Annotated in this window: 20 protein-coding genes and 1 pseudogene; 9 read left to right on the top strand and 12 right to left on the bottom strand. The window is 71.0% G+C overall.

Features of this window, described 5'->3' with window-relative positions; translation table 11 throughout:
* The 3 genes from AOK15_RS15875 to AOK15_RS15865 all read right to left on the bottom strand — a co-directional run.
* On the bottom strand, positions 1-766 hold a 766-nt coding region (locus AOK15_RS15875; protein ID WP_055517204.1), incomplete at its 3' end, for an SGNH/GDSL hydrolase family protein.
* Between the two features lie 141 nt (positions 767-907).
* Positions 908-2,101 carry an ABC transporter substrate-binding protein gene (locus AOK15_RS15870; protein WP_055517202.1) on the bottom strand — a complete coding sequence of 398 codons (1,194 nt, stop codon included), beginning with the start codon at positions 2,099-2,101 and terminating at the stop codon, positions 908-910.
* Positions 2,102-2,205: 104 nt separating this feature from the next.
* Entirely contained in the window at positions 2,206-3,642 is a 1,437-nt protein-coding gene (locus AOK15_RS15865; RefSeq protein ID WP_055517216.1) for a gamma-aminobutyraldehyde dehydrogenase, read from the bottom strand.
* Positions 3,643-3,820: 178 nt separating this feature from the next.
* On the opposite strand from AOK15_RS15865, the gene AOK15_RS15860 reads away from it, so the two are divergent.
* From AOK15_RS15860 to AOK15_RS15830, 7 genes and pseudogenes are all read left to right on the top strand, one after another.
* Complete coding sequence (locus AOK15_RS15860; RefSeq protein WP_079058513.1) at positions 3,821-4,357, top strand: Lrp/AsnC family transcriptional regulator; 537 nt, start codon at positions 3,821-3,823, stop codon at positions 4,355-4,357.
* Between the two features lie 19 nt (positions 4,358-4,376).
* Positions 4,377-5,741: an aspartate aminotransferase family protein gene (locus tag AOK15_RS15855; RefSeq protein ID WP_055517199.1), complete on the top strand. Its 1,365-nt coding sequence runs from the start codon at positions 4,377-4,379 to the stop codon at positions 5,739-5,741.
* A 192-nt stretch (positions 5,742-5,933) separates the two neighbouring features.
* Positions 5,934-6,653: pseudogene (locus AOK15_RS15850) on the top strand (ABC transporter ATP-binding protein); the annotation flags it as partial.
* Between the two features lie 392 nt (positions 6,654-7,045).
* Positions 7,046-8,329, top strand: a complete 1,284-nt coding sequence (locus AOK15_RS15845; RefSeq protein ID WP_055517197.1) for a hypothetical protein — start codon at positions 7,046-7,048, stop codon at positions 8,327-8,329.
* A 148-nt stretch (positions 8,330-8,477) separates the two neighbouring features.
* A complete protein-coding gene (locus AOK15_RS15840) occupies positions 8,478-8,885 on the top strand; it encodes a VOC family protein (protein ID WP_055517195.1) in 408 nt (135 codons plus the stop codon).
* A 34-nt stretch (positions 8,886-8,919) separates the two neighbouring features.
* Entirely contained in the window at positions 8,920-10,044 is a 1,125-nt protein-coding gene (locus tag AOK15_RS15835) for an LOG family protein (RefSeq protein ID WP_055517193.1), read from the top strand.
* Positions 10,045-10,237: 193 nt separating this feature from the next.
* Positions 10,238-10,984: an LAETG motif-containing sortase-dependent surface protein gene (locus AOK15_RS15830; protein WP_079058512.1), complete on the top strand. Its 747-nt coding sequence runs from the start codon at positions 10,238-10,240 to the stop codon at positions 10,982-10,984.
* A gap of 94 nt (positions 10,985-11,078) precedes the next feature.
* Here the strand turns inward: AOK15_RS15830 and AOK15_RS15825 are convergent, their stop codons facing one another.
* The 5 genes from AOK15_RS15825 to rlmN all read right to left on the bottom strand — a co-directional run bounded on the left by AOK15_RS15825 (position 11,079) and on the right by rlmN (position 17,122).
* Entirely contained in the window at positions 11,079-11,894 is an 816-nt protein-coding gene (locus AOK15_RS15825; protein ID WP_055517191.1) for a maleylpyruvate isomerase family mycothiol-dependent enzyme, read from the bottom strand.
* An 11-nt stretch (positions 11,895-11,905) separates the two neighbouring features.
* Positions 11,906-12,940 carry an ABC transporter ATP-binding protein gene (locus AOK15_RS15820; RefSeq protein WP_055517189.1) on the bottom strand — a complete coding sequence of 345 codons (1,035 nt, stop codon included), beginning with the start codon at positions 12,938-12,940 and terminating at the stop codon, positions 11,906-11,908.
* A complete protein-coding gene (locus AOK15_RS15815; RefSeq protein ID WP_079058511.1) occupies positions 12,940-14,682 on the bottom strand; it encodes an ABC transporter permease in 1,743 nt (580 codons plus the stop codon). The genes AOK15_RS15820 and AOK15_RS15815 overlap by 1 nt, the downstream gene beginning before the upstream one ends.
* Complete coding sequence (locus AOK15_RS15810) at positions 14,658-15,737, bottom strand: thiamine ABC transporter substrate-binding protein (protein WP_055517185.1); 1,080 nt, start codon at positions 15,735-15,737, stop codon at positions 14,658-14,660. Before AOK15_RS15810 ends, AOK15_RS15815 begins: the two co-directional genes overlap by 25 nt.
* A 278-nt stretch (positions 15,738-16,015) precedes the next feature.
* Positions 16,016-17,122, bottom strand: coding sequence for a dual-specificity RNA methyltransferase RlmN (gene rlmN / locus AOK15_RS15805; RefSeq protein ID WP_055517183.1), 1,107 nt, complete (start codon positions 17,120-17,122; stop codon positions 16,016-16,018).
* A gap of 138 nt (positions 17,123-17,260) precedes the next feature.
* Between rlmN and AOK15_RS15800 the strand changes: the two genes are divergently transcribed.
* A complete protein-coding gene (locus AOK15_RS15800) occupies positions 17,261-17,707 on the top strand; it encodes a hypothetical protein (RefSeq protein WP_157870259.1) in 447 nt (148 codons plus the stop codon).
* Positions 17,708-18,154: 447 nt separating this feature from the next.
* A complete protein-coding gene (locus AOK15_RS15795) occupies positions 18,155-21,349 on the top strand; it encodes a S8 family serine peptidase (RefSeq protein ID WP_157870258.1) in 3,195 nt (1,064 codons plus the stop codon).
* 139 nt (positions 21,350-21,488) lie between these two features.
* On the opposite strand, the gene AOK15_RS15790 is transcribed toward AOK15_RS15795, so the two are convergent.
* The 4 genes from AOK15_RS15790 to pyrH all read right to left on the bottom strand — a co-directional run bounded on the left by AOK15_RS15790 (position 21,489) and on the right by pyrH (position 24,706).
* Complete coding sequence (locus AOK15_RS15790) at positions 21,489-21,938, bottom strand: SRPBCC family protein (RefSeq protein ID WP_055517176.1); 450 nt, start codon at positions 21,936-21,938, stop codon at positions 21,489-21,491.
* A gap of 169 nt (positions 21,939-22,107) precedes the next feature.
* Positions 22,108-23,235: a phosphatidate cytidylyltransferase gene (locus tag AOK15_RS15785; RefSeq protein ID WP_107099420.1), complete on the bottom strand. Its 1,128-nt coding sequence runs from the start codon at positions 23,233-23,235 to the stop codon at positions 22,108-22,110.
* The gene (frr, locus tag AOK15_RS15780; RefSeq protein ID WP_055517210.1) at positions 23,235-23,792 is read right to left on the bottom strand and encodes a ribosome recycling factor; all 558 of its coding nucleotides are present in this window, start codon (positions 23,790-23,792) and stop codon (positions 23,235-23,237) included. The genes AOK15_RS15785 and frr overlap by 1 nt, the downstream gene beginning before the upstream one ends.
* Before the next feature lie 155 nt (positions 23,793-23,947).
* On the bottom strand, positions 23,948-24,706 hold the full coding sequence (pyrH, locus tag AOK15_RS15775) for a UMP kinase (RefSeq protein WP_055517171.1): 759 nt from the start codon (positions 24,704-24,706) through the stop codon (positions 23,948-23,950).
* Positions 24,707-24,822 lie beyond the last annotated feature (116 nt).

Raw genomic sequence — 24,822 nt, 5'->3', positions numbered from 1 at the left:
GGAGCAGTTCGGGGCGCTTGGGTCGGCGGCCGTCGCCGGAGGACTGTCCGCGCAGCCGGCGGAGCAGCCAAGGGCCGAGGAAGGCTCCGGCCCAGCGCAGCTCGGCGCCCACGGCCCGCAGCCCCGCGGCACCCGCCCCCTCGGCCGGCAGCGGCAGCGTCCAGCGGTCGTCGCTGTCGGGCAGGCCGAGCGCGTACGCGGCGGCGTCCGCGATGCGTTCGTGGCCGAGGGGCCCCGCGTGCAGCCGGTCGGCGCTCCACAGCCTCGGGTCGGTCGCCACCGGGTGCGCGGCCGTCTCCGCCACCACCACGCCGTGCCGGGCGGCGGCCTCGCGGATGCGCTCGTTGAGCGCGAGGACGCGAGGGGCGAGCGGACGGGCCATCGGCGAGATCCGGCCGACGTCGGGGAACATGAGCGTCGCGACCGTGGCGCCCTGCGCGGTGAGCGCGGCGAACATCGCCTCCAGGTGACCGGCCACCTCGTCCAGGTCGCAGCTCGGGCGGAGCACGTCGTTGACGCCGGCCACGACGGTGGCGAGGTCGGGCCGCATCGCGAGCGCCGGGGCGAGTTGCTCGGCGCGCACCTCGCCCGCCTTGCGGCCGCGCACGGCGAGGTTCGCGTACAGCAGGCCGGGGCTGTGCCGGGCGACCCGCTCGGCCAGCCGGTCCGCCCACCCCCGCAGCCCGTGCACGTCGTCGCCGTCCCCGAGCCCCTCGGTCTGGCTGTCACCCAGGGCGACGTACCGCAGATACGCACCGCTCGACACGGGCCGATCGCCTCCTCGTCAACACCGCCCCCAAGGGCGAACCGACCACTCCTAGACAACTACGCGGCTAGGTGCATTGTTGAATATGAAGATAGCGTCGCGTCCGAGGCCCTCACAACACCGGCCCCCGAACACCGGCCGTCACAACCCCACGATCCCGTTCCACCGCCCGGCGAACACGGGCCGCTCCTTCGGGGTGATGTCGCGGGCGATCGCGAGGCGGGACCGCATGGTGTCGTCGGGGAAGATCAGGGGGTCCTCGGCGAGCGCGGCGGTCTCCCTGTCCGGGGCGGAGGCGAGGACGTCGCGGGCGGCGGGGACGGGGCAGACGTAGTTGACCCAGGCGGCCAGTTCGGCGGCTACCTCGGGGTCGTAGTAGTGGTCGACGAGGCGTTCCGCGTTGGCCTTGTGCCGGGCCAGGTCGGGGATCATCAGGGACTCGGACCACAGCTCGGCGCCCTCCTCGGGGACGACGAACACGATGTCCGGGTCGTCGGCCTGGAGCTGGATCACATCGCCGGAGTAGGCCTGGCAGGCGAGGACGTCCCCGGACGCCAGGTCCTTGATGTAGTCGTTGCCGGTGAACCGGCGGATGTGGCCCGCGCGGACGCGGTACTCCACCTGGTCGCAGATCCGATGGAAGTCGTCGGCGGTCCAGTGCGCGACATCGACGCCGTTGCCCTGCATCAGCAGCGCGAACGCCTCGTCCAGCCCGGAGAGCAGGGTGACGCGCCCCTTGAGGTCGTCCGCCCACAGGTCGGACAGGCGGCGCAGCTCGCGTCCCACCTTCCGCCGGTTGTAGGCGATCCCGGTGATCCCGGACTGCCAGGGCACGGTGAACGCGCGCCCCGGATCGAAGGCGGGCGAGCGCAGTTGCGGATCGAGGTGCGCGGTGACGTTCGGCTGCGCCGCCCGGTCCATCTCCTGCACCCAGCCCAGCCGTACGAACCGGGCGCACATCCAGTCGCTGAGCACGATCAGGTCGCGTCCGGTGTCCTGGTGGTTCATCAGCGCCGGGCCGACCTTGCCGAAGAACTCGTCGTTGTCGTTGATCTCCTCGACGTAGTCGACCCGGATACCGGTGCGCCGTTCGAACTCCTCCAGGGTCGGCCTGCGCGACTCGTCCGCGTCATCGGTGTCGATGTACAACGGCCAGTTCGCCCAGCTGACCCGCTTCTCCCGACCGGACCGATCCACCGCGGCCCGCTCCCCGGGCGCGACATACGCGGCGGGCACCCCGCATCCGGCGAGAGCGCCGGCCAGCGCCCCGGAACCGAGGGCGCGCAGAACAGAACGACGGGAGGGAGGGCGGCCGTTGACCCGCGGTACGAACATCACCGCAGCATGCCGCGCCCTGTCCGCGCCGGGCAACGACACCGCCCCCGCACCCCGGCGGGTCACCGACCCGTCAGGGACGCGGGGGCGGCGTCACGCGCTCGTCAGTCCAGGGACGTCATCACGTGCTTGATCCGCGTGTAGTCGTCGAACCCGTAGCCCGAGAGGTCCTTGCCGTACCCCGACTTCTTGAATCCGCCGTGCGGCATCTCCGCGACCAGCGGGATGTGCGTGTTGATCCACACGCATCCGAAGTCCAGCGCCTTCGACATCCGCATCGCCCGGCCGTGGTCCTTGGTCCACACCGACGAGGCGAGGGCGTACTCCACGCCGTTCGCCCACTCGACGGCCTGGGCCTCGTCGCTGAACGACTGCACCGTGATGACCGGACCGAAGACCTCCTTCTGGATGATCTCGTCGTCCTGCTTCAGCCCGGAGACGACGGTCGGCGCGAAGAAGTAGCCCTTGTCGCCGACCTGCTTGCCACCGGCCTCCACGCGCGCGTGCGCCGGCAGCCGCTCGATGAACCCGGAGACCTGCTTGAGCTGGTTCGGGTTGTTCAGCGGACCGAACAGCACGTCCTCGTCGTCCGGCTGCCCGGTCTTCGTGTCGGCGGCGGCCTTGGCCAGCGCGGTCACGAACTCGTCGTGGATCGACTCCTGCACCAGCACCCGGGTGGCCGCCGTACAGTCCTGCCCGGCGTTGAAGAAGCCCGCCACGGAGATGTCCTCGACGGCCTTGGCGATGTCGGTGTCCTCGAAGACGACGACCGGCGCCTTGCCGCCCAGCTCCAGGTGGACCCGCTTGAGGTCCTTGGACGCGGACTCGGCGACCTGCATTCCCGCCCGTACCGAACCGGTGATGGACGCCATCGCGGGCACGGAGTGCTCGACCATCAGGCGGCCCGTGTCACGGTCACCGGTGATGACGTTGAAGACGCCCTTCGGGAGGATCGCCCCGATGATCTCGGCCATCAGGACCGTCGACGCCGGCGTGGTGTCCGACGGCTTCAGGACGACCGTGTTGCCCGCGGCGATCGCCGGGGCGAACTTCCACACGGCCATCATCATCGGGTAGTTCCAGGGCGCGACCTGCGCGCAGACGCCGACCGGCTCACGGCGGACGATCGAGGTCATGCCCTCCATGTACTCGCCGGCCGAGCGCCCCTCCAGCATCCGGGCCGCACCCGCGAAGAAGCGGATCTGGTCGACCATCGGCGGGATCTCCTCGGACCTGGTCAGTCCGATCGGCTTGCCGGTGTTCTCCACCTCGGCCGCGATGAGCTCCTCGGCCCGCTCCTCGAACGCGTCCGCGATCTTCAGCAGGGCCTTCTGGCGCTCGGCCGGGGTGGTGTCCCGCCAGCCGGGGAACGCGGCCGCGGCGGCCGCCATGGCCGCGTCGACGTCGGCCTCGCCGGACAGGGGCGCGGTCGCGTAGGCCTCGCCGGTCGCGGGGTTGACCACCTGGGTGGTCCGTCCGTCGACCGAGTCGCGGAACTCCCCGTCGATGTAGTTACGCAGACGACGCAGCTCGGTGCTCACTGCCGTGCCCTCCAGATGTGGGTTCCAGATGGGGGTGTCCATCCTTTGAGACACCACCCTAATCCGCCGACCGACGTTTTCAATACCCCCGACACCAAACTTGCTGCGAAATCCGCAAGCTACGACGCTGTAAACAACGAATTTCATCGATCCGACCTTGCGGAACTGTCGATGTCTCGTGCACAGTGTGCTCGTGGCCAGTCGAAGCGCAGAGCAGAGGGACTCCCGCGAGCCCCGGAGGGACTCCAAGGAGCCCAGGAACGGCACTCCCCAGTTGGACGCCGTCTCCCTCGCCATCGTCCAGCAGCTTCAGGAGGACGGCCGCCGGCCGTACGCCGCGATCGGCAAGGCCGTCGGCCTCTCCGAGGCGGCCGTGCGGCAGCGCGTACAGAAGCTGCTGGACCAGGGTGTGATGCAGATCGTCGCCGTCACCGACCCGCTCACCGTGGGTTTCCGGCGCCAGGCGATGCTCGGCATCAACGTCGACGGCGATCTCGACCCGGTCGCGGACGCTCTGACGGCCATGTCGGAGGTCGAGTACATCGTGATCACCGCGGGCTCGTTCGACCTGATGGTGGAGGTCGTCTGCGAGGACGACGACCACCTCCTCGAAGTGATCAACAAACGCATCCGGACCCTGCCCGGCGTGCGCTCCACCGAGAGCTTCGTCTACCTCAAGCTCAAGAAGCAGACCTATATGTGGGGAACCCGATAACCGTGAGGACGCGATAACCGTGAGCCCCAAGGACCTCAGCAAGACCGCGTACGACCACCTGTGGATGCACTTCACCCGCATGTCGTCGTACGAGAACTCCCCGGTCCCCACCATCGTCCGGGGCGAGGGCACGTACATCTACGACGACAAGGGCAAGCGGTACCTCGACGGTCTCGCAGGTCTCTTCGTGGTCCAGGCGGGCCACGGCCGCACCGAACTCGCGGAGACCGCGCTGAAGCAGGCGCAGGAGCTGGCCTTCTTCCCGGTGTGGTCCTACGCCCACCCGAAGGCCGTCGAGCTGGCCGAACGCCTCGCCCACCACGCGCCCGGCGACCTGAACAAGGTCTTCTTCACCACCGGTGGCGGCGAGGCGGTCGAGACCGCCTGGAAGCTCGCCAAGCAGTACTTCAAGCTCGTCGGCAAGCCGACCAAGTACAAGGTCATCTCCCGCGCGGTCGCCTACCACGGCACCCCGCAGGGCGCCCTGTCGATCACCGGTCTGCCCGCGCTCAAGGCCCCCTTCGAGCCGCTGGTCCCCGGCGCGCACAAGGTCCCGAACACCAACATCTACCGCGCCCCGCTCTTCGGCGACGACCCCGAGGCCTTCGGCCGCTGGGCCGCCGACCAGATCGAGCAGCAGATCCTCTTCGAGGGCCCGGAGACCGTCGCGGCCGTCTTCCTGGAGCCCGTGCAGAACGCCGGCGGCTGCTTCCCGCCGCCGCCCGGCTACTTCCAGCGGGTCCGCGAGATCTGCGACCAGTACGACGTGCTGCTCGTCTCCGACGAGGTCATCTGCGCCTTCGGCCGCCTCGGCACGACGTTCGCCTGCGACAAGTTCGGCTACGTCCCGGACATGATCACCTGCGCCAAGGGCATGACCTCGGGCTACTCCCCGATCGGCGCCTGTGTGATCTCCGACCGCATAGCCGAGCCCTTCTACAAGGGCGACAACACCTTCCTGCACGGCTACACGTTCGGCGGCCACCCGGTCTCCGCGGCGGTCGGCCTCGCCAACCTCGACCTGTTCGAGCGCGAGGGCCTCAACCAGCACGTCCTCGACAACGAGGGCGCGTTCCGCTCGACGCTGGAGAAGCTGCACGACCTGCCGATCGTCGGCGACGTCCGCGGCAACGGCTACTTCTACGGAATCGAGCTGGTCAAGGACAAGGCGACGAAGGAGAGCTTCGACGAGGCCGAGACCGAGCGGATCCTCTACGGCTTCCTGTCGAAGAAGCTGTTCGAGAACGGTCTGTACTGCCGCGCCGACGACCGGGGCGACCCGGTCATCCAGCTCGCCCCGCCGCTGATCTCCGACCAGTCGACCTTCGACGAGATCGAGCAGATCCTGCGCGCCACGCTGACGGAGGCGTGGACCCTGCTCTAAACCCGCCCTCGGCGCCGCGCACGGCCCGGGATGCCCCCGTACGAGTGAGATGGGGGCCTCCCGGGCCGCGTGACGTCCGGCCCCGCCACCCCTCGTGCCTAGCGTGCCTGGTAACCGATCAGCCCTGCTTTCGTTCCCCCGGACGGGGGACTCCCCACGGCAATTCCCTGATCCGAACCGAGGTGTACGCCCATGGTGGCCCCGCCGGACAACGACGTGCTCTGGGCACGTGGTCTGACCTACGCGCACGACGGCTCGCCCGCGCTGCAAGGCGTGTCGATGGGCGTGCGGGAGGGCGAGATCCTCGCCGTGACCGGTCCGCGCGGCAGCGGCAAGACCACCCTCCTGCGCTGTCTGTCCGGCCAGCTGCGGCCCCAGCAGGGCGAGGTGTGGTTCAACAGCGTCCCGGTGCACACCATGGGGACGGTCTCGCGGGAGCGGCTGCGCCGGGACCGCTTCGGCTGGATCGACCCCGAGCCCGCGCTCGTCCCCGAGCTGAACGTCTGGGAGAACACCGCCCTGCCGCTGATGCTGCGCGGCACGGGCCGCCGGGCCGCCAAGGCCGCCGCCCTGGAGTGGCTGGAGCGCCTCGACATCCCAGACACGGCCCGCAAGCGGCCGTACGCCCTGCTGCAGTCCGAGCGCCAGCGGGTGGTCGTCGCCCGTGCCCTGGTCGCCGCGCCCACCGTGCTCTTCGCCGACGAGCCGACCGCCCCGCTGCACCGCGCCGAGCGCTCCCACGTCCTGCGCACGCTCACCGCGGCCGCCCGCTCCCACGCGATCACGGTCGTCCTCGCCACCCACGACGCGGAGACCGCCGCCCTCGCCGACCGCACGGTGACCCTGCTGGACGGCCGATGCGTGAAGACCGTCCACCTCCCGTCCGCCACCGAGGGCGAAGCGAGGCCGGCACCGCGCGGGTACGGCCGCACCGCCGCGCGAGAGAGCGGCCGCACCGCCGCACGGGAGGAGGTCGGCATCCCCGCGCGGGAGGTCGGCACTCTCGCGCGGGAGGGCGGCCACACTCCCGCACCGGAGGACGGCCGCACCGCCGCACGCGGTCAGGCGCGGTCCGCAGCGCACGGTGAGGCCCGGCCCGTCGCCGAGGGCGAGCGCCTCGCCGGCACCGTGGGCAAGGCCCGGCACGCCACCGTGGACAGCAGCCGGCCCGCCTCCGAGGCCGAGCGGCCGACCGCCACCACCGCCGCCGTCTCCGAGGGCGACGGACGAACCGCCGCCGCCCGGGACGGCGGCGGCAGCAAAGGGGACCGCCCGTCCGCCGCCGAGGGAGGAGGCCGGGCCGCGTGCTCGCTCTCCGTCTAGCCCGCCGCGCCCACCCCGTCGTCCAGCTCCGCCGACTGCTCGTCGCCGCGGCCTCCGGCGGCACGGGATTCCTGCTGCTGTGCGCCCTCGGATACGCCCTGTCCCACCCGCACGCCTCGTCCGGTTCACTGCTCCGGCTGCTCTGGTGCCTCGCCCCCGCCGCCGCCACGATCCACTTCGCGGTGACGGTCGCCCGGACCGACCCCGGCACCCGGCCGCGCCCCGGCCTGTCCGCCATCGGCCTCGGCCCGGTCCACCTCATGGCCGTCTCCGCCGTGACGACGGCCCTGTCCACCACCCTGGGCTCCCTGCTCGCCCTGCTCGTCTTCCTCCACCTGCGCGGCGACCTCTCCGGCATGCCCTTCGACGGCACCGCCGCCGATGCGCTCGGCGCCGGACGCCCCCTGCCGCTGCCGGCCGCCCTCACCCTGCTCGCCCTGGTCCCGGCCGTGGCGTCCGTGACGACGGCACTGGTCCTGCGCCCCCGGGGCCCCCGGACCCGGGCCGCCAACCCCCGGACGCGCTTCATGGCGTACGACACCTTCGACCTCCGCCGCCGGGTGCGGGAACCGGCGGGCGCGACCAGGTTCGAGGAGGAGCCGGAGCCCGACGAGGAGACCTCCGCGACCGCCGAGCCCGACCAACCGCCGGCCCCGCGTCCCGCGCCCGGCGGCCTCCCCTGGGGCGTCGCCGTCCTCGCCGTCGGCCTCGCCGTCGAGACCTACGCCGGGCAGTCCGACGCCGGCTCCGCCCTCGCCCTCCCCGGAGGCTTCGCCGACAGCCCCGCCGGGGTGCTCGGCGGCTGGCTGCTGACCGCGCTGGGCCTGGCCCTCGTCGGCCCCGGGCTCACCCACCTCACCGGCCGACTGCTCCAGGCCGTGCGGCCGGGAGCGCTCAGGCTGCTGTCGGGGCGGGTGCTGCAGGCGGAGGCCCGGCGGATCGGGGGGCCGCTCGGGGTGGTGTGCGCGGTGGCCTCCGGGGCGTACGCCATGGTGACGCTGTCCTCCGGAGCGCGCCCCACGGTCGGTCCGCTGACCCTACTGGGGGCGCTCGTCGTGGCCGGCTGCACCGTCCTCACCCTCGCCACGGCCGCCGTCGAGGCCCGCCGGGCGCACGCCGACACCACGGCCGCGCTGCTGCGGATGGGGGCGCCCGCCGCCCTGCCCCGCCGGGCGGCCCTGCTCCGCGCGGGCGCCCTGATCGCCGTCTTCGGCCCGCTGACCTGGACGGTCGCGGAGCTGGCGGCACTCCCGCTGACCTTCTGACCACCGGCCGGGCGGGGCGTCGAGGGCGCCGGAGAACTCGTACGAAAAAATCCGCGACCGGCGATGAGTTTCACCGAGGGCCCCGGTCTACCCACTCGAACGGACCGAGACCCACGACGGACCGACCGACGCCACGGGAGAGACCCGCATGTACCAGCAGATGATCTTCGTGAACCTGCCCGTGAACGACCTCGACGCCTCCAAGAAGTTCTTCACGGAGCTGGGGTACTCGATCAACCCGCAGTTCAGCGACGAGAACGCCGCCTCCGTCGTGATCAGCGACACCATCGTGGCAATGCTGCTCACCAAGCCGTTCTACGCGACCTTCACCAAGAAGGAGATCGCGGACGCCACCCGGACCAGCGAGGTGCTGCTGTGTCTGAGCGCCGAGAGCCGCGAGAAGGTGGACGAACTGGTGGAGAAGGCGGTCGCCGCCGGCGGTACGGCCTCCGAGAAGGTCCAGGAGATGGACTTCATGTACGGCCGCGCCTTCGACGACCTCGACGGCCACACCTGGGAGGTCGTGTGGATGAACCCCGATGTCATCGAGGGCTGACCGCCCAGAGCAAGGCCGCGCCTAGCATGGGCGGGTGCAGACGATGCCCGCCCATGCGGCCCACCATGACGACCGCGAGATCGAGACGATCGAGGAGTTCGACGCGACGGTCTCGGCCCGCGGCAGCCTCTCCGGATACCGCGTCCAGGCCGTCGACCTGACGGACCGTACGCGCGAACTGCTCACCACCGACACGGCGGGCGCCGTCTTCCTCGGCTGCCCGATGCGCGACGACGCGGCGGCGAAGATACGCGGGGACGGCGCCCTGGTCTTCCCGCCCCTACCGGATCTGCCCTTCGACCCGTACCGGGGCCTGCTCTACTCCCCCGACGAGCTGTTCGCGTCCCTGGCGGACGGCGGATACGAGGCGACGCCGGACGCCCGCTCCTACGCCTGGTTCCAGCGGACCAAGGCCGACCGGGACATCTTCGCCTCCACACTGCGCGCCGTCCACGACGACTCCGTCTCCGACGCGCTCGACGAACTCCTCGTGGGCGCACGGGTGGTGGGGGTGATGGGCGGCCACGCGATGTCCCGCGGCACCACGGCGTACGAGGATGCCGCCCGTCTCGGCCGGAGCCTCGCCCGCTCCGGTCTCACGGTCGCCACCGGCGGCGGCCCGGGCGCGATGGAGGCCGCCAACCTCGGCGCCTACGCCGCCCCGCACGACGACGAGATGCTCACCGACGCCCTGCGACTGCTGGCGAAGGCACCGAAGTTCACGCCGTCGATCACCGACTGGGCGAGCGCCGCCTTCGAGGTGCGCACCCGCTGGCCCATGGGCGGCACCTCCGTGGGCATCCCCACCTGGTTCTACGGCCACGAGCCGCCGAACCCGTTCGCCTCCCACATCGCCAAGTACTTCGCCAACGCCACCCGCGAGGACGGCCTCCTCGCCCGCTGCGACCACGGCGTCGTCTTCCTGCCCGGCGCCGCCGGCACCGTCCAGGAGATCTTCGACAACGCCACCCCCAACTACTACGAGTCCCGCGGCGAACCGACGCCCATGGTCCTCGTCGACCGGGTCCACTGGACGGAGAAGCTCCCCACCTGGCCCCTGCTCAGCTCCCTGGCCCGTGACCGCTCCATGGAGTCCCGGATCGCTCTGGTCGACCGGATCGAGGACGCCCCCGAGGCGCTGGAGCGACTCCGCGGATGAGGGCGGGCAGTGCGGCGAACCGGGAGTAAACGCGTGGGCTGTTCATCAATGGGCAAAGCCAACGGCTCGGACACTTCTTCGGATTGACAGTACTTATGCCGCGCTTATAAACCTGTGAGGCACATGGGGAAGCCGCTTCACCGGCGGCGCCTCCGTCACCCCCACTCCCCTGTGCTCCCCGTGAAGGGCAAACGTGTCCACATCTCCCCGAATCGCGCGAACAGCGCGTTGTCTCGGTGTCGCCTCCGCTTCCGCCGCACTCGTGTTCGGCTTCGCGGGCAATGCCATGGCCTGCACCATCAAGGACTTCTCCGCCGTGGCGGAGTGCGACGGCGGCCAGGGCGTCATCCGCGTGACCGACGTGGACCCGCTGGGCGTCCCGGCCGAGGTCACCGTCTACCTGGAGAACAACGGTGCCGACCTGCGCAAGGTCGGCACCCAGGTCATCGAGGGCTCCACTGCCGAGGGTGTGACCGTCACCTTCGACGAGAAATGGAAGCCGAAGGCCGAGTACCGCATCCACATCGCGGCGGACAAGTACGTCGACGACGACCTGCCGATCCTGGTCGCGCCCGACGAGTCCTGCAAGAAGGCGGACGACACCCCGCCGGCCTCCTCCGAGAAGCAGGAGAAGCCCGGAAAGCCCGACAAGCCGGGGAAGCCCGAGAAGCCGGGACAGCCCGAGAAGCCGGGACAGGCCGCCGAGAAGGAGCCGGCCGAGGAGGGGAAGGCCCCCACGCCGTCCACCTCGGAGAGCGGCACGCCCGCGGGTTCGGGCGGCACCAACAACCTCCCCTCCCCCGAGGGTGACTCCAACCTCGCGGAGACCGGCGCCGACTCCGACACCGGTCCGATAGCGGGTGTCGCGGCGGTCCTGGTCGCCCTCGGCGTCGGTGCCGTGTTCTACAGCATGCGGCGCCGCGGGTCCTCCATGCGCTGACCGTCCGCGTACGGCCGTGCGGCCCCTGCTCCTCGGTGAGGGGCGCGGGCCGCACGCGTGTCGGGGGCCGCGCCGAGCGGTCCGCCCGCGCGGCTCACCCGAAGGTCGCCCGCTCCAGCCAGAAGTGCAGCAGTTCCCGGTCGCCCAGGACCTCCAGACGACCGCCGTCCGGGGGCAGTCGGCGGTAGAAGGCGAGCAGTACGTCGGTGAGCGGGCCGCGCAGCGCGACGGTCGCCTTCTCATGGCCGTGCCGCCAGCGCACGCCCTCCTCGGTCAGGGCGACCAGCCATTCGGCCGTCACGTCGGCGGGTGCGTCGGTGGCGTGGAGGTGGATGCTGCGGCCGGGTCCGCGCAGTTCGGCGGCCGCGTCGTCCGGCTCGGTCCGCTGGGCGAACTCGACGATCTCCAGCCACTCGTCGATCGCGTCGGCGGCGATCTCGGGTGCCACCTCGTACGGCAGCCCGGCGGCGAGGGTCGCGTCGGCCCGGTGGACGACCAGTTCATGGGTCATCCGACGGGCCCAGAAACCGGCGGTCCGCTCCCAGCCCCAGGACCACACCGGTGCCTGCGGCCCGGCCTCCCGCAGCGTGGCGAGGAGTTCCTCCCCCGTCCGCGCGAGCCAGGCGTCCAGCTCGGCCGGGTCCCCCTGCTTCTCGGGGCCGTCGTACAGCGGCACCCGCTCCTCGGGCACCTCTTCCTCCGCCCGCGTCCGTATGTTGAGTTCGACCCAGCGCAGGGAGCCGCCGGTGTGCCGGACGAGCTGTTCCAACGTCCAGTCGGGGCAGGTCGGCACGGTCGCCGAGAGGTCCGCTCCGGAGGTCACGACGTCCCTCAACAGCCGTAGCTGGTGCTCGATCTCGGCGCAGTAACGGTCGTGACGGGCCTGTGGTTCACGGGTACGCAGGGTCATGGTGGTGGACCCTATGCGGCCGGGTCACCGCCGAGCACGAGGATTTCGGCGGCGTCGAAGGCCACGCCCACCTGGTCTCCGGGGTCCGGCGCGTCCCGCAGCGCGCACGCCGCCTCCAGTCGTGGCGCGCCCTCGGGCTGGAGGTGCACGGCGACATGGGTGCCCCGGAAGGTGCGTGCGGCCACGGTGCAGGGCAGTCCGTCGGCGGCGTCGACCAGCCGTACCCCGGCGGGCCGCACCAGCAGCGCGCCCGGTCCCTGCGGCGAGCCCTCGGGCACCGGCACCTTGCCCCAGGGGGTGTCGGCGGCCTGGCCCGTCACCGTCGCGTCGACCACGTTGTCGAAGCCGAGGAACCGGGCCACGAACTCGTCCGCCGGGCGCTGCCACACCTCCAGCGGCGTGCCGGACTGGGCGATCCGTCCGTCCTGCATCACCACGACCCGGTCGGCCAGCGCGAACGCCTCCCCCTGGTCATGTGTGACCGCCAGCACGGTCGTGCCCAACTCGGCGAAGAGTTGCCGGAGTTCGACGACGAGTCGTTCCCGCAGTGAGCGGTCCAGCTGGCCGAGGGGTTCGTCGAGCATGAGCAGCCGGGGGCGTGGCGCGAGGGCGCGGGCCAGCGCGACCCGCTGCTGCTCACCGCCGGACAGCTCCCCGACCCGGCGGCGCGCCGCCCCGGGCAGTCCGACCAGTTCCAGCAACTCCCTTACGCGGGCGGCGCGTTCGTCCTTCGCGGCGCCGTGCATCCGGGGCCCGAAGGCGACGTTGCCCGCGACGTCCCGCTGGGGGAACAGCTGGTGGTCCTGGAACATCAGGCCGACGCCGCGCTTGTGCGCCGGGACGCCCGACTGGTCGTGCCCGTCCAGCGACACCCGTCCGGCGTCGAGGGGCTGGAGCCCGGCGACCGCCCGCAGCAGGGTCGACTTCCCGCTGCCGCTCGGCCCCAGCACGCAGACGATCTCGTGCTCGGCGACGCCCAGATCGACACCGTCGAGCACGGGCCGCCCGTCGAACCGTACGGTCGCGCCCTCGATCCTCAGCAACATCAGAACTCCCCCGTGCGATCGGTGCGGAGGCGCTCCAGGGCCAGCAGGGCCACCGCGCACACCACCATCAGAATCGTCGAAAGGGCCATGGCCTGGCCGTAGTTGAGGTCACCCGGCCTGCCGAGCAGCCGGGCCACGGCCACCGGCAGGGTCGGGTTGTCGGCGCGCGCGATGAACACGGTCGCCCCGAACTCACCGAGCGAGACGGCGAAGGCGAACCCGGCCGCGATCAGCAGGGCCCGCCGTACGAGCGGCAGGTCGACCTCGCGCCACACCCGCCACGGCGACGCTCCGAGGACGCTCGCCGCCTCGCGCAGCCGTTGGTCCACCGCCCGCAGCACGGGCAGCATGGTCCGTACGACGAAGGGGACGCCGACGAGGGCCTGGGCGAGGGGCACCAGGATCCAGGAGCTGCGCAGATCGAGCGGTGGTTCGTCCAGCGCGATCAGGAAGCCGAAGCCGACGGTCACGGCGGACACCCCGAGCGGCAGCATGAGCAGCGCGTCGAAGCCCCGGACGAGACGGTCGGCCGCAGGGGTCCTCCCGTCGCCGCGGGGGCGGGTGCGCAGAGTGAGGGCGGCCGCCGCGAGGCCGCCCACGAGGACGGCGATGGCGGTCGCGGCGCACGCGTAGCTGAGAGAGTTGCCGATCGCCTCGATCGGCGCCACCAGGAAGATCCCGCTGTCGTCGCTGGTCAGCGCCTTGTAGTAGCCGAATCCCGGTGCGTCGAGCGATCGCTCGACCAGGACGCCCAGCGGCAGCAGGATCAGCACGACCACCGTGGCGAGGACCCCGGCCAGCAGCGCCCACTGCCCGGCTCCTCGCGGCCGCCGTGCCGTGAGCGAGGCGTCGACCAGTCGCAGCGCGGTCTCCCGCCGCCGCACGGTCCAGGCGTGCACGGCGAGGATCAACCCGACCGCGACGAACTGCACGAGGGTCAGCACGGCGGCCGTCGTCAGGTCGAAGATCTCCGAGGTCTGCCGGTAGATCTCCACTTCGAGCGTGGAGAAGGTCGGCCCGCCGAGGATCTGCACCACGCCGAACGAGGTGAAGGTGAAGAGGAAGACCATCAGGGCGGCGGCGGCCACGGCGGGCCCGAGCGCCGGCAGGGTCACCTTCCGCCAGGCCCCGAGCGGGGAGGCCCCGAGCATCCGCGCGGCCTCCTCCTGCCGCGGGTCGAGCTGCGCCCACAGCCCGCCGACGGTCCGGACGACGACCGCGTAGTTGAAGAACACGTGTGCGAGCAGGATCGCCCACACCGTGGTGTCCAGCCGTACGCCCCCCAGCTCGTCGAGCAGCCCCCCGCGCCCGAGCAGCGCCAGGAACGCCGTACCGACGACCACGGTCGGCAGCACGAACGGCACGGTCACCACCGCTCGCAGGACGTCCTTGCCCCTGAAATCGAAGCGCGCGAACACATACGCGCCGGGGAGCGCGATCAGCAGGGTGAGCACGGTCGAGACGAGCGCCTGCCAGGTGGTGAACCACAGCACGTGCCGGATCCCGGAGTCCCCCAGCACCTCGGCGATCCGCCCGAACTGCCAGCCCCCGCCGCGCCCCCCGGTCTTCAGCCCCCGGACGACGATCGCGGCGACCGGGTAGGCGAAGAACACCCCGAAGAACGCGACGGGCAGGGCCATCAGCCCGAGCCGCGCCGCGCCGCCGCTGCGGGGCCTCCGCCGGGGCGCGGCCTCGGCCGGCCCGGGGGGCTCCTTGGCTACTTCAGTACGAGCGAGGTCCATGACTTGACCCACTCGTCACGGTTCTCGGCGATCTTCGCCGGCGCCATGGTCTCCGGGTCCTTCGCGGGCGGTCCGTACTCGGCGAAGTCGGCGGGCACGGACGCGCCGTCGACCACCGGGTACACGAACATGTTGAGCGGCATGTCCTCCTGGAACCTCTTCGAGATCAGGAAGTCGATGAGCGCCTTGCCGCCCTCGGCGTTGCGCGCGTTGCTCAGCAGCCCGGCGAACTCGATCTGCCGGAAGCAGGTGCCGGCGGCGACGCCGGTGGGCGCGGTCTTCGGACGCGGCTTGGCGTAGATGACCTCGGCGGGCGGCGAGGAGGCGTACGACACGACGAGGGGCCGGTCGCCGCCCGCCTTCTTGCCGTCCGTCGACCCGGAGAACTCCTGGTAGTACGCCTGCTCCCAGCCGTCGACGACCTTGACGCCGTTGGCCTTGAGCTTCTTCCAGTAGCCCTCCCACCCCCCGTCGCCGTACTTCGCGGCCGTGCCGAGGACGAAGCCGAGGCCGGGCGAGGAGGTGGAGGCGTTCTCGGTGACGAGGAGGTCCTTGTACTCGGGCTTGATCAGATCGTCGAACGTCTGCGGCGGCTCGATCTTCTTCTCGCTGAAGTACGCCTTGTCGTAGTTGACGCAGATGTCACCGGAGTCGATGGGCGTGACCCGGTGCTCGTCCTTGTCGAGCTGGTACGCGGCGCCGACCTTGTCGAGGCCCTTCGCCTCGTACGGCTGGAAGAGGCCGTTGCCGAGCGCGCGGGACAGCAGGGTGTTGTCGACGCCGAAGAAGACGTCGCCCTGCGGGTTGTCCTTGGTCAGGATCGCCTGATTGACGGCCTGGCCGGCATCGCCGCTCTTGAGGACCTTGACCTTGTAGCCGGACTCCTTCTCGAAGGCCTTCAGCACGTCCTTGGAGTAGCCGAAGGAGCCGTGGCTGACGAGGGTGACGGTCTTGGAGCCGCCCGACCCGGCGTCGTCGGACGACGACGAACCGCACGCGGACAGCGTGACGAGGCCGAGGCCCACGGCCGCGGCGACAAACGTTCTGATGTGCACTGATGTCCTCCTGGGGGTGGCCAGGAAGAGACGCGGCCCTGCCCGGGGACCTCGGCGGGTCCCCGGGCAGGGCGCAACAGCTTGAGTGAAGACCGAACTTCCTACCCAGAATGACCTGGGCGAGGTTCAGAGGGTCTGCGGCCTGGATGCCGCACTCTCAGCGCTGTGGCGCTCCCCTGTCGGAATATGAAGATGTGTACGAAGGTCACACTACCCCGTGGCCGGATTCCGACTCCTGCCCGTCCCCGGCCGTCGGCTACCGCTCGGCTACCTCTCGGCTACCGCTCGGTGGCCGCGAGCTGGCCGCAGGCCCCGTCGATCTCCTGACCCCTGGTGTCCCGGACGGTCACCGGCACCCCGTGGGCGGCGATGGCCTCCACGAACGCCTTCTCGTCCTCGGGCCGCGACGCGGTCCACTTCGAGCCGGGCGTCGGGTTCAGCGGGATGAGGTTGACGTGCACCGGTCGGCCCTTGAGCAGCCGGCCCAGCCGGTCACCACGCCAGGCCTGGTCGTTGATGTCCCTGATCAGCGCGTACTCGATGGACAGCCGCCGCCCGGACCTCGCGGTGTACTCCCATCCGGCGTCGAGGACCTCGCGCACCTTCCACCGGGTGTTGACCGGTACGAGGGTGTCGCGCAGCTCGTCGTCGGGGGCGTGCAGCGAGATGGCGAGCCGGCACTTGAAGCCCTCGTCGGCGAACCGGTGGATGGCCGGCACCAGCCCGACCGTCGACACGGTGATCCCGCGCTGCGAGAGCCCGAGCCCGTCCGGCTCGGGGTCAGTGAGCCGGCGGATGGCGCCGACGACGCGGTTGTAGTTGGCGAGCGGCTCGCCCATCCCCATGAAGACGATGTTGGAGAGCCGGGCGGGCCCTCCGGGGATCTCCCCGTCGCGCAGCGCCCGCATCCCGTCCACGATCTGGTGGACGATCTCGGCGGTGGACAGGTTCCGGTCGAGCCCGGCCTGCCCGGTGGCGCAGAAGGGGCAGTTCATCCCGCACCCGGCCTGCGAGCTGATGCACATGGTGACCCGGTCCGGGTACCGCATCAGCACGGACTCGACGAGCGTCCCGTCGAACAGCCGCCACAGCGTCTTGCGGGTGGTGTCCTGGTCGGTCGACAGATGCCGGACGACCGTCATCAGCTCCGGAAGCAGCGCCTCCTGGAGCTTGGTGCGCGCACCGGCGGGGATGTCGGTCCACTGCTCCGGGGCGTGCGCGTACCGCGCGAAGTAGTGCTGCGAGAGCTGCTTGGCACGAAACGGCTTCTCCCCGATCGCCGCCACCGCGTCCTTGCGCTCGGCGGGCGTGAGATCGGCAAGATGCCGCGGCGGCTTCTTGGCTCCGCGGGGGGCGACGAAAGTGAGTTCTCCGGGCTTCGGCATAACCCACCCAGTGTCGCAGATCAAATGGTGTGGCCCAGGGGGCGAGTCGTTCATGGTGGTCGTTGCCGGTCGTCTCTGCTCCTTGCCGCCCCCTTTCAGGGGCATGCACCAAGCAGTCGCCGGGGAACAATGCCCACCATGGGCGCATGGGGGACGTTGTTCGCGACCGTTGTCGGTGCTGCGATCGCTCTGCTCGGGCAGCATCTCGTGAAGCGCGCTGAACACAGGGCTCGCATCTCGGAGCTGCTCCTGGAGCAATGCGCTCTGATAGCAGCCTCGTCCTCGGACTTCCACAACCGTGTCTGGGAGGAGCGGGTCCTCGACATGGCTGACCGCGTCAGTAGTTCGGACGTATCAGCTCACCAGCTGGCGTCGGCTCGGCTGCGCATCCTTTCGAAGGACCGGGCCCTGCTCTCAGCGCTGCAGGAACTGAACAGCGCCGGTCAGCAACTCGGCAGCTACTGGAGGCGGGGCGCTGTGGACGAAGCCGAGTTCACCAGCCGTTGGAACCGGCACCGTACCGCCGCTGATCAATTCCTCGCCGCGAGCGCCGAGGTAGTCCACCGGCGCCTCACACAGGCCTGAGAGGACGAGTCCGACCTCGCCGGTCCTCGACACGCCCCTCCCGGTGTCGCAGATCATCTCCGGTGCCCGGTGCCCGGCGGCCGAAGGTCCGGCCCTCGGGCCCTGCACGTCTCCGGCTCACCCCATCCCCTGCGCCAGCCCCCTCGCACTGTTGTGCGTTCACCGAGAACCGAACACCTGTTGTGCGCGTGATACCGGAGAACGCACACGGAAACGGGGGGGACGCGAGTGGGGTCCGTAGGACGCGTGAGGACGGTGGCGCTGGCCGGCGTGATGGCCGGGGCCATGGTCACAGGGGTGGTGACGGCGTCAAAAGCGCAGTCGGCACCGGCATCGGAAGCACAATCGGCGCCGGGAGTGGCGTCGGGAACGGCGTCGGCTGTCGGCGGCGTCGCACAGGACAGGGCCGGGACCTCGGCCGGGGCGCAGCCTGTCGCGACCGTCACCTTGATCACCGGCGACCGTGTGGCCGTCGGCTCCGACCGTCAGGTCATCGAGCTCATCCGCGGCAAGGGCCGCGAGAAGATCGGCTTCTCGGTCCGGCGCGAAGCCGGGCACACCTATGTAGTCCCGCAGGACGCCCTGCGCCCGATCGCCGACGGCCTGCTCGACCGGCAGCTGTTCGATGTGGCGCAGTTGGTCGAGAACGGGTACGACGACGCGCACCGCGGCACGCTGCCGCTGATCGTCGGCTACCGGCGCGACGGCGCCAAGGCGAACCCGTCCGCCCCCGCCCGCGACCGGTTCGCGGGCGTGGCCGTGCGGGAGCGCCGCGCGCTGCCCGCCGTCGACGGCGAGGCCTTCGACGCGGCCAAGACCGACGCCCCGGCGCTGTGGGCGGCCGTCACCGGCCGCTCCCCGGCCCCCGCGACCGGCGGTGCGGCGGCCCCCGAACGGCCCCTCGCCCACGTGTGGCTGGACGCCAAGGTCCGGGCCACCCTCGCCGAGAGCGTGCCGCAGATCGGCGCGCCCGTCATGTGGAAGTCCGGCTACACCGGCAAGGGCGTCAAGGTGGCGATCCTCGACTCGGGTGTCGACCAGACCCACCCGGACCTCAAGGGCCTGGAGATCGCCCAGAAGAACTTCAGCGGGGCCCCCGACGTCAAGGACCGCTTCGGACACGGCACCCATGTGGCCTCCATCGTCGCCGGCAGCGGCGCACAGTCCGGCGGCCGCTACAAGGGCGTGGCGCCCGACGTGAAACTGCTCGACGGCAAGGTCCTGGCCGACGACGGCTTCGGTGACATCTCAGGCATCGTCGCCGGCATGCAGTGGGCCGTCGACCAGGGCGCACAGATCGTCAACATGAGCCTCGGCGGCGGCGACGAACCGGGCCTCGACCCGATGGAGGCCGCCGTCGCCCGGCTCTCCGGCAAGGCCCTGTTCCTGGTGTCCGCCGGCAACAAGGGCGGCGACGGACCCGGCACCATCCAGTCGCCCGGCAGCGCCCCCGCCGCGCTCACCGTCGGTGCCGTGGACAAGCAGGACCAGCTCGGCGACTTCTCCAGCCTCGGCCCGAACCGCGACGGCACACCCAAGCCGGACATCAGCGGCCCCGGTGTCGAGATCACCGCCGCCCTGACCACGCAGAGCGAGCAGCCCTCCGGTGAGGGATACGTCGCCCAGACCGGTACGTCCATGGCCGCCCCACATGTCGCGGGCGCCGCCGCCCTGCTGCTCCAGCAGCACCCGGACTGGAGCGGGGCCCGGCTGAAGACGGTCCTGACCGGCTCGGCCAAGCCGAACCCGCGGCTGCACGCCTATCAGCAGGGCGCGGGCCGGGTGGACCTGAAGCGCGCCTCCACCGCCGTGGTCGCCGCCGAGCCGGGCTCCCTCGGCTTCGGCCTGCAGTCCTGGCCGCACACCGACGACAAGCCGGTCGCCAAGACCCTCGCGTACCGCAACCTCGGCACCCGTGCCGTCACCCTGCAACTGACCGTCGCCGCGACGAATCCGTCGGGCGGCCCCGCCCCCGCCGGCATGTTCACCATCCGGGACACCCAGCTCACCGTTCCGGCCGGCGGCACCGCGAAGACCACCGTCACCGCCGACACCCGCAAGGGCACCGCCGACGGTGTCTTCGGCGGCACCGTGCTGGCGTCGGGGGACGGCCAGGAGGTGCGCACCGGTCTGGTGGTGGAGCGCGAAGTGGAGTCGTACGACGTCACCGTGCGGCACATCGACGCCGACGGGGCGAACGCGCAGACGTACGCCACAGTGATCACCCGCCGTGACGGGGACGGCGGCTACGTGGAACTGCCGAGCCGCCCGAACGGCACAGTGGTCCAGCGGCTGCGCAAGGGCACCTATCACCTGGAGAGCCAGGTCTTCGCCGAGGACAACGAGCTGGGCTTCTTCGTGCAGCCGGTGCTGGAGGTGACGAAGGACGTCAAGGTCACCCTCGACTCCCGCAAGGCGAAGCCGCTCGCCGTGAAGGCCCCGGACAAGGCCGCGAAGCTCGTCACCTCCGTCGTCAGCTACTACGACGAGGCCCTGGGATCGGGCAACTCCTGGTTCACCGACGGAGTGCCGCCGATCCGCACCGCCGCGCTCGGCCCGGCCTCCCCGACGCTGCGGGCCCAGTACAACGGCGTGTGGAAGAGGCCGGGCGCGGCCGGCAAGAACGTCGACTACCGGCTCGCCTTCAACCGTAAGGGCAGCTTCTTCACCGGCCTCGATCACACCGTCACCCGGGCCGAGGTCGCCGAGGTGAAGCTCGGCTTCGGCGCCTCCGTGACCGGGGCCAAGGGCCGCGTCCACATCCGGCCGCTGGACGAGCTCGGGAACGGCATGCCCCTCCAGGAACCGTCGCAGCAGAAACTGCCGCTGTCCACCACGCACTACCTCAGCACCGCCGGAGTGCGCTGGTCCTGGACGGCCACGCAACTCGACGCCCGCAGCGAGGCGCGCATGATCTACCGGAAGGAACGGGTCACCTACAAGCCGGGCTCCAGCCAGACGCTGAAGTTCAACACCGCGGTGGTCGGCCCCGATCTCCCGCCCGGTGGACTCGACGGACAGGGCGCCGAGCGGACCGGCGACACCATCAGCGCGATGATCCCGCTGTTCACCGACAGCAGCGGCCACCCGGGGTTCTCGGCCGTCACCGGCGGTGTCGCCCGGCTGGAGTCCGGCGGCCGGATCCTCGGCGAGGGCCCGGCGACGGACATGCTGACCGCCGAGGTTCCCGCCGCGTCCGCCGCGTACCGTCTGACGGTCGAGGCGAAGCGCTCCACCGCGGACACCTCCACCAGCACCAAGGTCGCCGGGGTGTGGACGTTCACCTCGGCGCGGCCGGCTCCGAACCGGACGGTGGCGCTGCCGCTGTCGGCGGTGCGTTTCACACCGAAGCTGAGCCTGAGCGGGACCGCCCCTGCGGGCGGCACCCTCACGGTGCCGTTGAAGGTGAGAGGCGCGGCCGCCGCGGCCGGGCAGGTCGCCGCGCTCACCGTGAAGGTCTCGTTCGACGGGGGCAGGACTTGGAGGACGCTGGCCGTGAAGACCGACGCGAAGGGGGCACGCTCGGTCAGCGTGAAGCACCCGGCGAGCGCCAAGGCCGTGTCCTTCGTGGTGGACCTGAAGGACAAGAGCGGCAACACCGTGCGCCAGACGATCACCAACGCCTACCGGCTCGCCAAGTGAGGCGAGTGAGTCAGCTGAGGCGAGTGAGGTGAGTCAAGTGGCGGTGACTCAGGGGGCGGCGACCAGCGCCCGACACCGCCACACGCTCCGGCCCGGCCCCCGCACCACGGGGACCGGGCCGGAGCCGATCCGTCGGCGGCTACGCCGACGCGTGCTCCAGACGGTCCTTCAGGTGCATCTCGTTGCGCGGCAGCTCCTTGCGGATCTGGGGCCGTACGACGAGGGGGACGAGGACCTTGCCGATGCCGCGGCCGTCGAAGCCGACCTCGACGGTGACCCGGGAGCGGCGGCCCTGATCGAGCGGGGTGATCTCCCCGTGCACATGGGTGCGGACGGGGCCGTCGATGCCCTCCAGGCTCCAGGCGCGCGGCGGCTCGTACTCGGTGAACTGCATGGTCATCGGAATGTTCCGGCGGCCGAAGTGCCGGGTGACGCGCACCCGGGAGCCGACACCGACGGGATCGGCGTCCAGCGGCTCGCTCGCGACCGCGCTCTCCTGCCACTCGGGCAGATGGGAGAGGTCGCTGACATACGCCCAGACGTCCTCCGGGCGGCAGTCGATGTCGATCGATTCACGGAAGTCGGACATGAAGCCCGCCCCCTTTCGGCGTGATCCCCCTGAGAAAATCGTCCCACTCGACCACGGCCACGGCCAGGGCCACGGTTCACCACTGACCCACGCCGAACGGCGACGGGCCCCCGCCCTGTCGTCCAGGTCGGGGGCCCGCGTGACACCGCGTACCCGTGGGGCGTTCCGGTCAGCCGGAGCCCACGAACAGCACCAGCAGCAACCAGACCACCGGGGCGGTCGGCAGCAGCGAGTCCAGCCGGTCCATGATCCCGCCGTGGCCCGGCAGCAGCGTGCCCATGTCCTTGATGCCGAGGTCCCGCTTGATCATCGACTCGCCGAGGTCACCGAGGGTGGCGCTGGCGGCGACCGCGAGGCCCAGGAGCAGGCCCTGCCACCAGGTGCCGCCGTCGATGACGAACTGCATGAGCAGCGCGCCCGCGACCATGGCGAAGGCGACCGCGCCGAGCAGTCCCTCACGGGTCTTGCCGGGGCTGATGCGGGGGGCGAGCTTGTGCTTGCCGAAGCGCCAGCCGACGGCGTACGCGCCCGTGTCGCTGACCACCGTCAGCACCAAGAAGGTGAGGACCCGCTGCGGTCCGTCGTCCGCGGTGAGCATCAGCGCGACGAACGTGGCGAGGAACGGCACGTAGAACGCGGCGAAGACACCCGCCGTGACGTCCTTCAGGTAGTTCCCCGGCGGTTCCGTCATCCGCCACACGAGGACGGCGAGCGCGGTCAGCGCCATGGCCACCCACGCGCCCTCCGGCCCGCGCACATACCCGGCGACGACCATGGCGGCACCGCCGACCGCGAGCGGCACGAGCGGCGCCTTGATGCCCTTGCGTTCCTGCAGGCGCGAGGTGAGCTCCCACAGGCCGACCACGACGGCGACCGCTATCACGCCGACGAAGACGGCCTTGACGATGAACAGCGACGCGACGATGACCACGCCGAGCCCGACACCGACCCCTATGGCGGCGCTCAGGTCACGGCCCGCACTCTTCTTCTGCGGGGCGGGCTGAGGGGCGTCGGACATGGGCTCCGGCTTCTCCGGCGCCTCCCCATGGGGGTGCGCCGACGGCGTCTCGTCGCGGAACAGGGGACCGGCCAGCCGAGCGGCCCCCCGGTCGTCGTCCTGGTTCCCGCCATGCGCGGGTACGTCGGGCACGATGGGCATGGGCTGAGTCTGCATCGGATGCTGGGCCTCAGTCGCATCGTACGGGGGACCCGCCGGGGCATGCCCCTGGACAGGTCCCCGGTCGGTCGGCGCCCAGTACCCGGCTTGTGGCGGCGCTCCCCAGGAAGAGTCGTTCATCAGACCTCGAGGAGCTCGGCTTCCTTGTGCTTGAGCAGCTCGTCCACCTGGGCGACGTACTTCGCGGTGGTGTCGTCGAGCTCCTTCTCCGCACGGCGGCCCTCGTCCTCGCCGACCTCGCCGTCCTTGACGAGCTTGTCGATGGCGTCCTTGGCCTTGCGGCGCACGGAACGGATCGAGACCTTGGCGTCCTCGCCCTTGGTCTTGGCGACCTTGATGAACTCGCGGCGGCGCTCCTCGGTGAGCTCGGGGAACACCACACGGATGATGTTGCCGTCATTGCTCGGGTTGACGCCCAGGTCCGAGTCGCGGATCGCCTGCTCGATGTTGCGCAGCGCGGTCTTGTCGAACGGGGTCACGACCGCCATGCGCGGCTCCGGCACGGAGAACGAAGCCAGCTGGTTGATCGGCGTCAGCGCGCCGTAGTAGTCGGCCACGATCTTGTTGAACATCGCCGGGTGCGCACGACCGGTACGGATCGCGGCGAAGTCGTCCTTGGCGACGACGACGGCCTTCTCCATCTTCTCCTCGGCCTCGAGGAGGGTCTCTTCGATCACCACTTGCTCCTGCGTGTCTTGAGTAGGCCCGGCTGCTGTACTTGGTCACGTCGGCGGCCGGCTGCGTCGCGTCTTGCTCCTGCACGGTTCCCGACCGGTAGGACATTGTCCATCCCCCGGTCAGGCTCCGTCCCCCGGGCAGGGGAAGGACCCGGTCAGGCCCGGCTTCCCTGATCACCCACGAGAGTGCCGATCTTCTCACCCTTGACGGCCCGCGCGATATTGCCCTCCTTGAGAAGCTCGAACACGAGGATCGGGAGCTTGTTGTCGCGGCAGAGGGTGATGGCGGTGGCGTCCGCGACCTTGAGTTCGCGGGTGATGACCTCGCCGTAGCCGAGGGAGTCGAACTTGACCGCGTCCGGGTTGGTCTTGGGGTCGGAGTCGTAGACCCCGTCCACACCGTTCTTGCCCATCAGCAGCGCCTGGGCGTCGATCTCCAGGGCGCGCTGGGCGGCGGTGGTGTCGGTGGAGAAGTACGGCATGCCCATACCGGCGCCGAAGATGACCACGCGGCCCTTCTCCAGGTGGCGCACGGCACGCAGCGGGATGTACGGCTCGGCGACCTGGCCCATGGTGATGGCGGTCTGGACCCGGCTGTCGATGCCCTCCTTCTCCAGGAAGTCCTGGAGGGCGAGGCAGTTCATGACCGTGCCGAGCATGCCCATGTAGTCGGACCGGGCACGGTCCATGCCGCGCTGCTGGAGTTCGGCGCCGCGGAAGAAGTTGCCGCCGCCGATGACGACCGCGATCTCCGCGCCGTCACGGACGACGGCCGCGATCTCCCGGGCGATGGCGTGCACCACGTCCGGGTCGACGCCGAGGCCACCGCCCCCGGAGAACGCCTCTCCGGACAGCTTCAGCAGAAACCGGCCGTGTACTTTGCCGTCGTCGCTCTTCTCGGGCTTGGTGGTCATGGAGATCTCGCCTCTTTACGTGTCGCACATACGAAGAAGGCCATTGCCGGTGGGGTGATGTTCGCATCCCATGCGCGGCAATGGCCTCCTCGTCAGATCTGCTGTCGTCCGTCACA

Origin of the sequence: Streptomyces ossamyceticus (assembly GCF_001418475.1) — a bacterium.
Classification (GTDB): domain Bacteria; phylum Actinomycetota; class Actinomycetes; order Streptomycetales; family Streptomycetaceae; genus Streptomyces; species Streptomyces ossamyceticus.
This window is presented reverse-complemented; position numbering and strand designations above follow the sequence as displayed.

Bases quoted from the DNA above. Each gene is read 5' to 3' on its own strand.
- AOK15_RS15870 (WP_055517202.1), bottom strand. From the start codon at position 2,101: ATGTTCGTACCGCGGGTCAACGGCCGCCCTCCCTCCCGTCGTTCTGTT.
- AOK15_RS15840 (WP_055517195.1), top strand. From the start codon at position 8,478: ATGTACCAGCAGATGATCTTCGTGAACCTGCCCGTGAACGACCTCGAC.
- AOK15_RS15825 (WP_055517191.1), bottom strand. From the start codon at position 11,894: ATGACCCTGCGTACCCGTGAACCACAGGCCCGTCACGACCGTTACTGC.
- AOK15_RS15820 (WP_055517189.1), bottom strand. From the start codon at position 12,940: ATGTTGCTGAGGATCGAGGGCGCGACCGTACGGTTCGACGGGCGGCCC.
- AOK15_RS15815 (WP_079058511.1), bottom strand. From the start codon at position 14,682: ATGGACCTCGCTCGTACTGAAGTAGCCAAGGAGCCCCCCGGGCCGGCC.
- rlmN (WP_055517183.1), bottom strand. From the start codon at position 17,122: ATGCCGAAGCCCGGAGAACTCACTTTCGTCGCCCCCCGCGGAGCCAAG.
- AOK15_RS15800 (WP_157870259.1), top strand. From the start codon at position 17,261: ATGGGCGCATGGGGGACGTTGTTCGCGACCGTTGTCGGTGCTGCGATC.
- AOK15_RS15790 (WP_055517176.1), bottom strand. From the start codon at position 21,938: ATGTCCGACTTCCGTGAATCGATCGACATCGACTGCCGCCCGGAGGAC.
- AOK15_RS15785 (WP_107099420.1), bottom strand. From the start codon at position 23,235: ATGAACGACTCTTCCTGGGGAGCGCCGCCACAAGCCGGGTACTGGGCG.
- pyrH (WP_055517171.1), bottom strand. From the start codon at position 24,706: ATGACCACCAAGCCCGAGAAGAGCGACGACGGCAAAGTACACGGCCGG.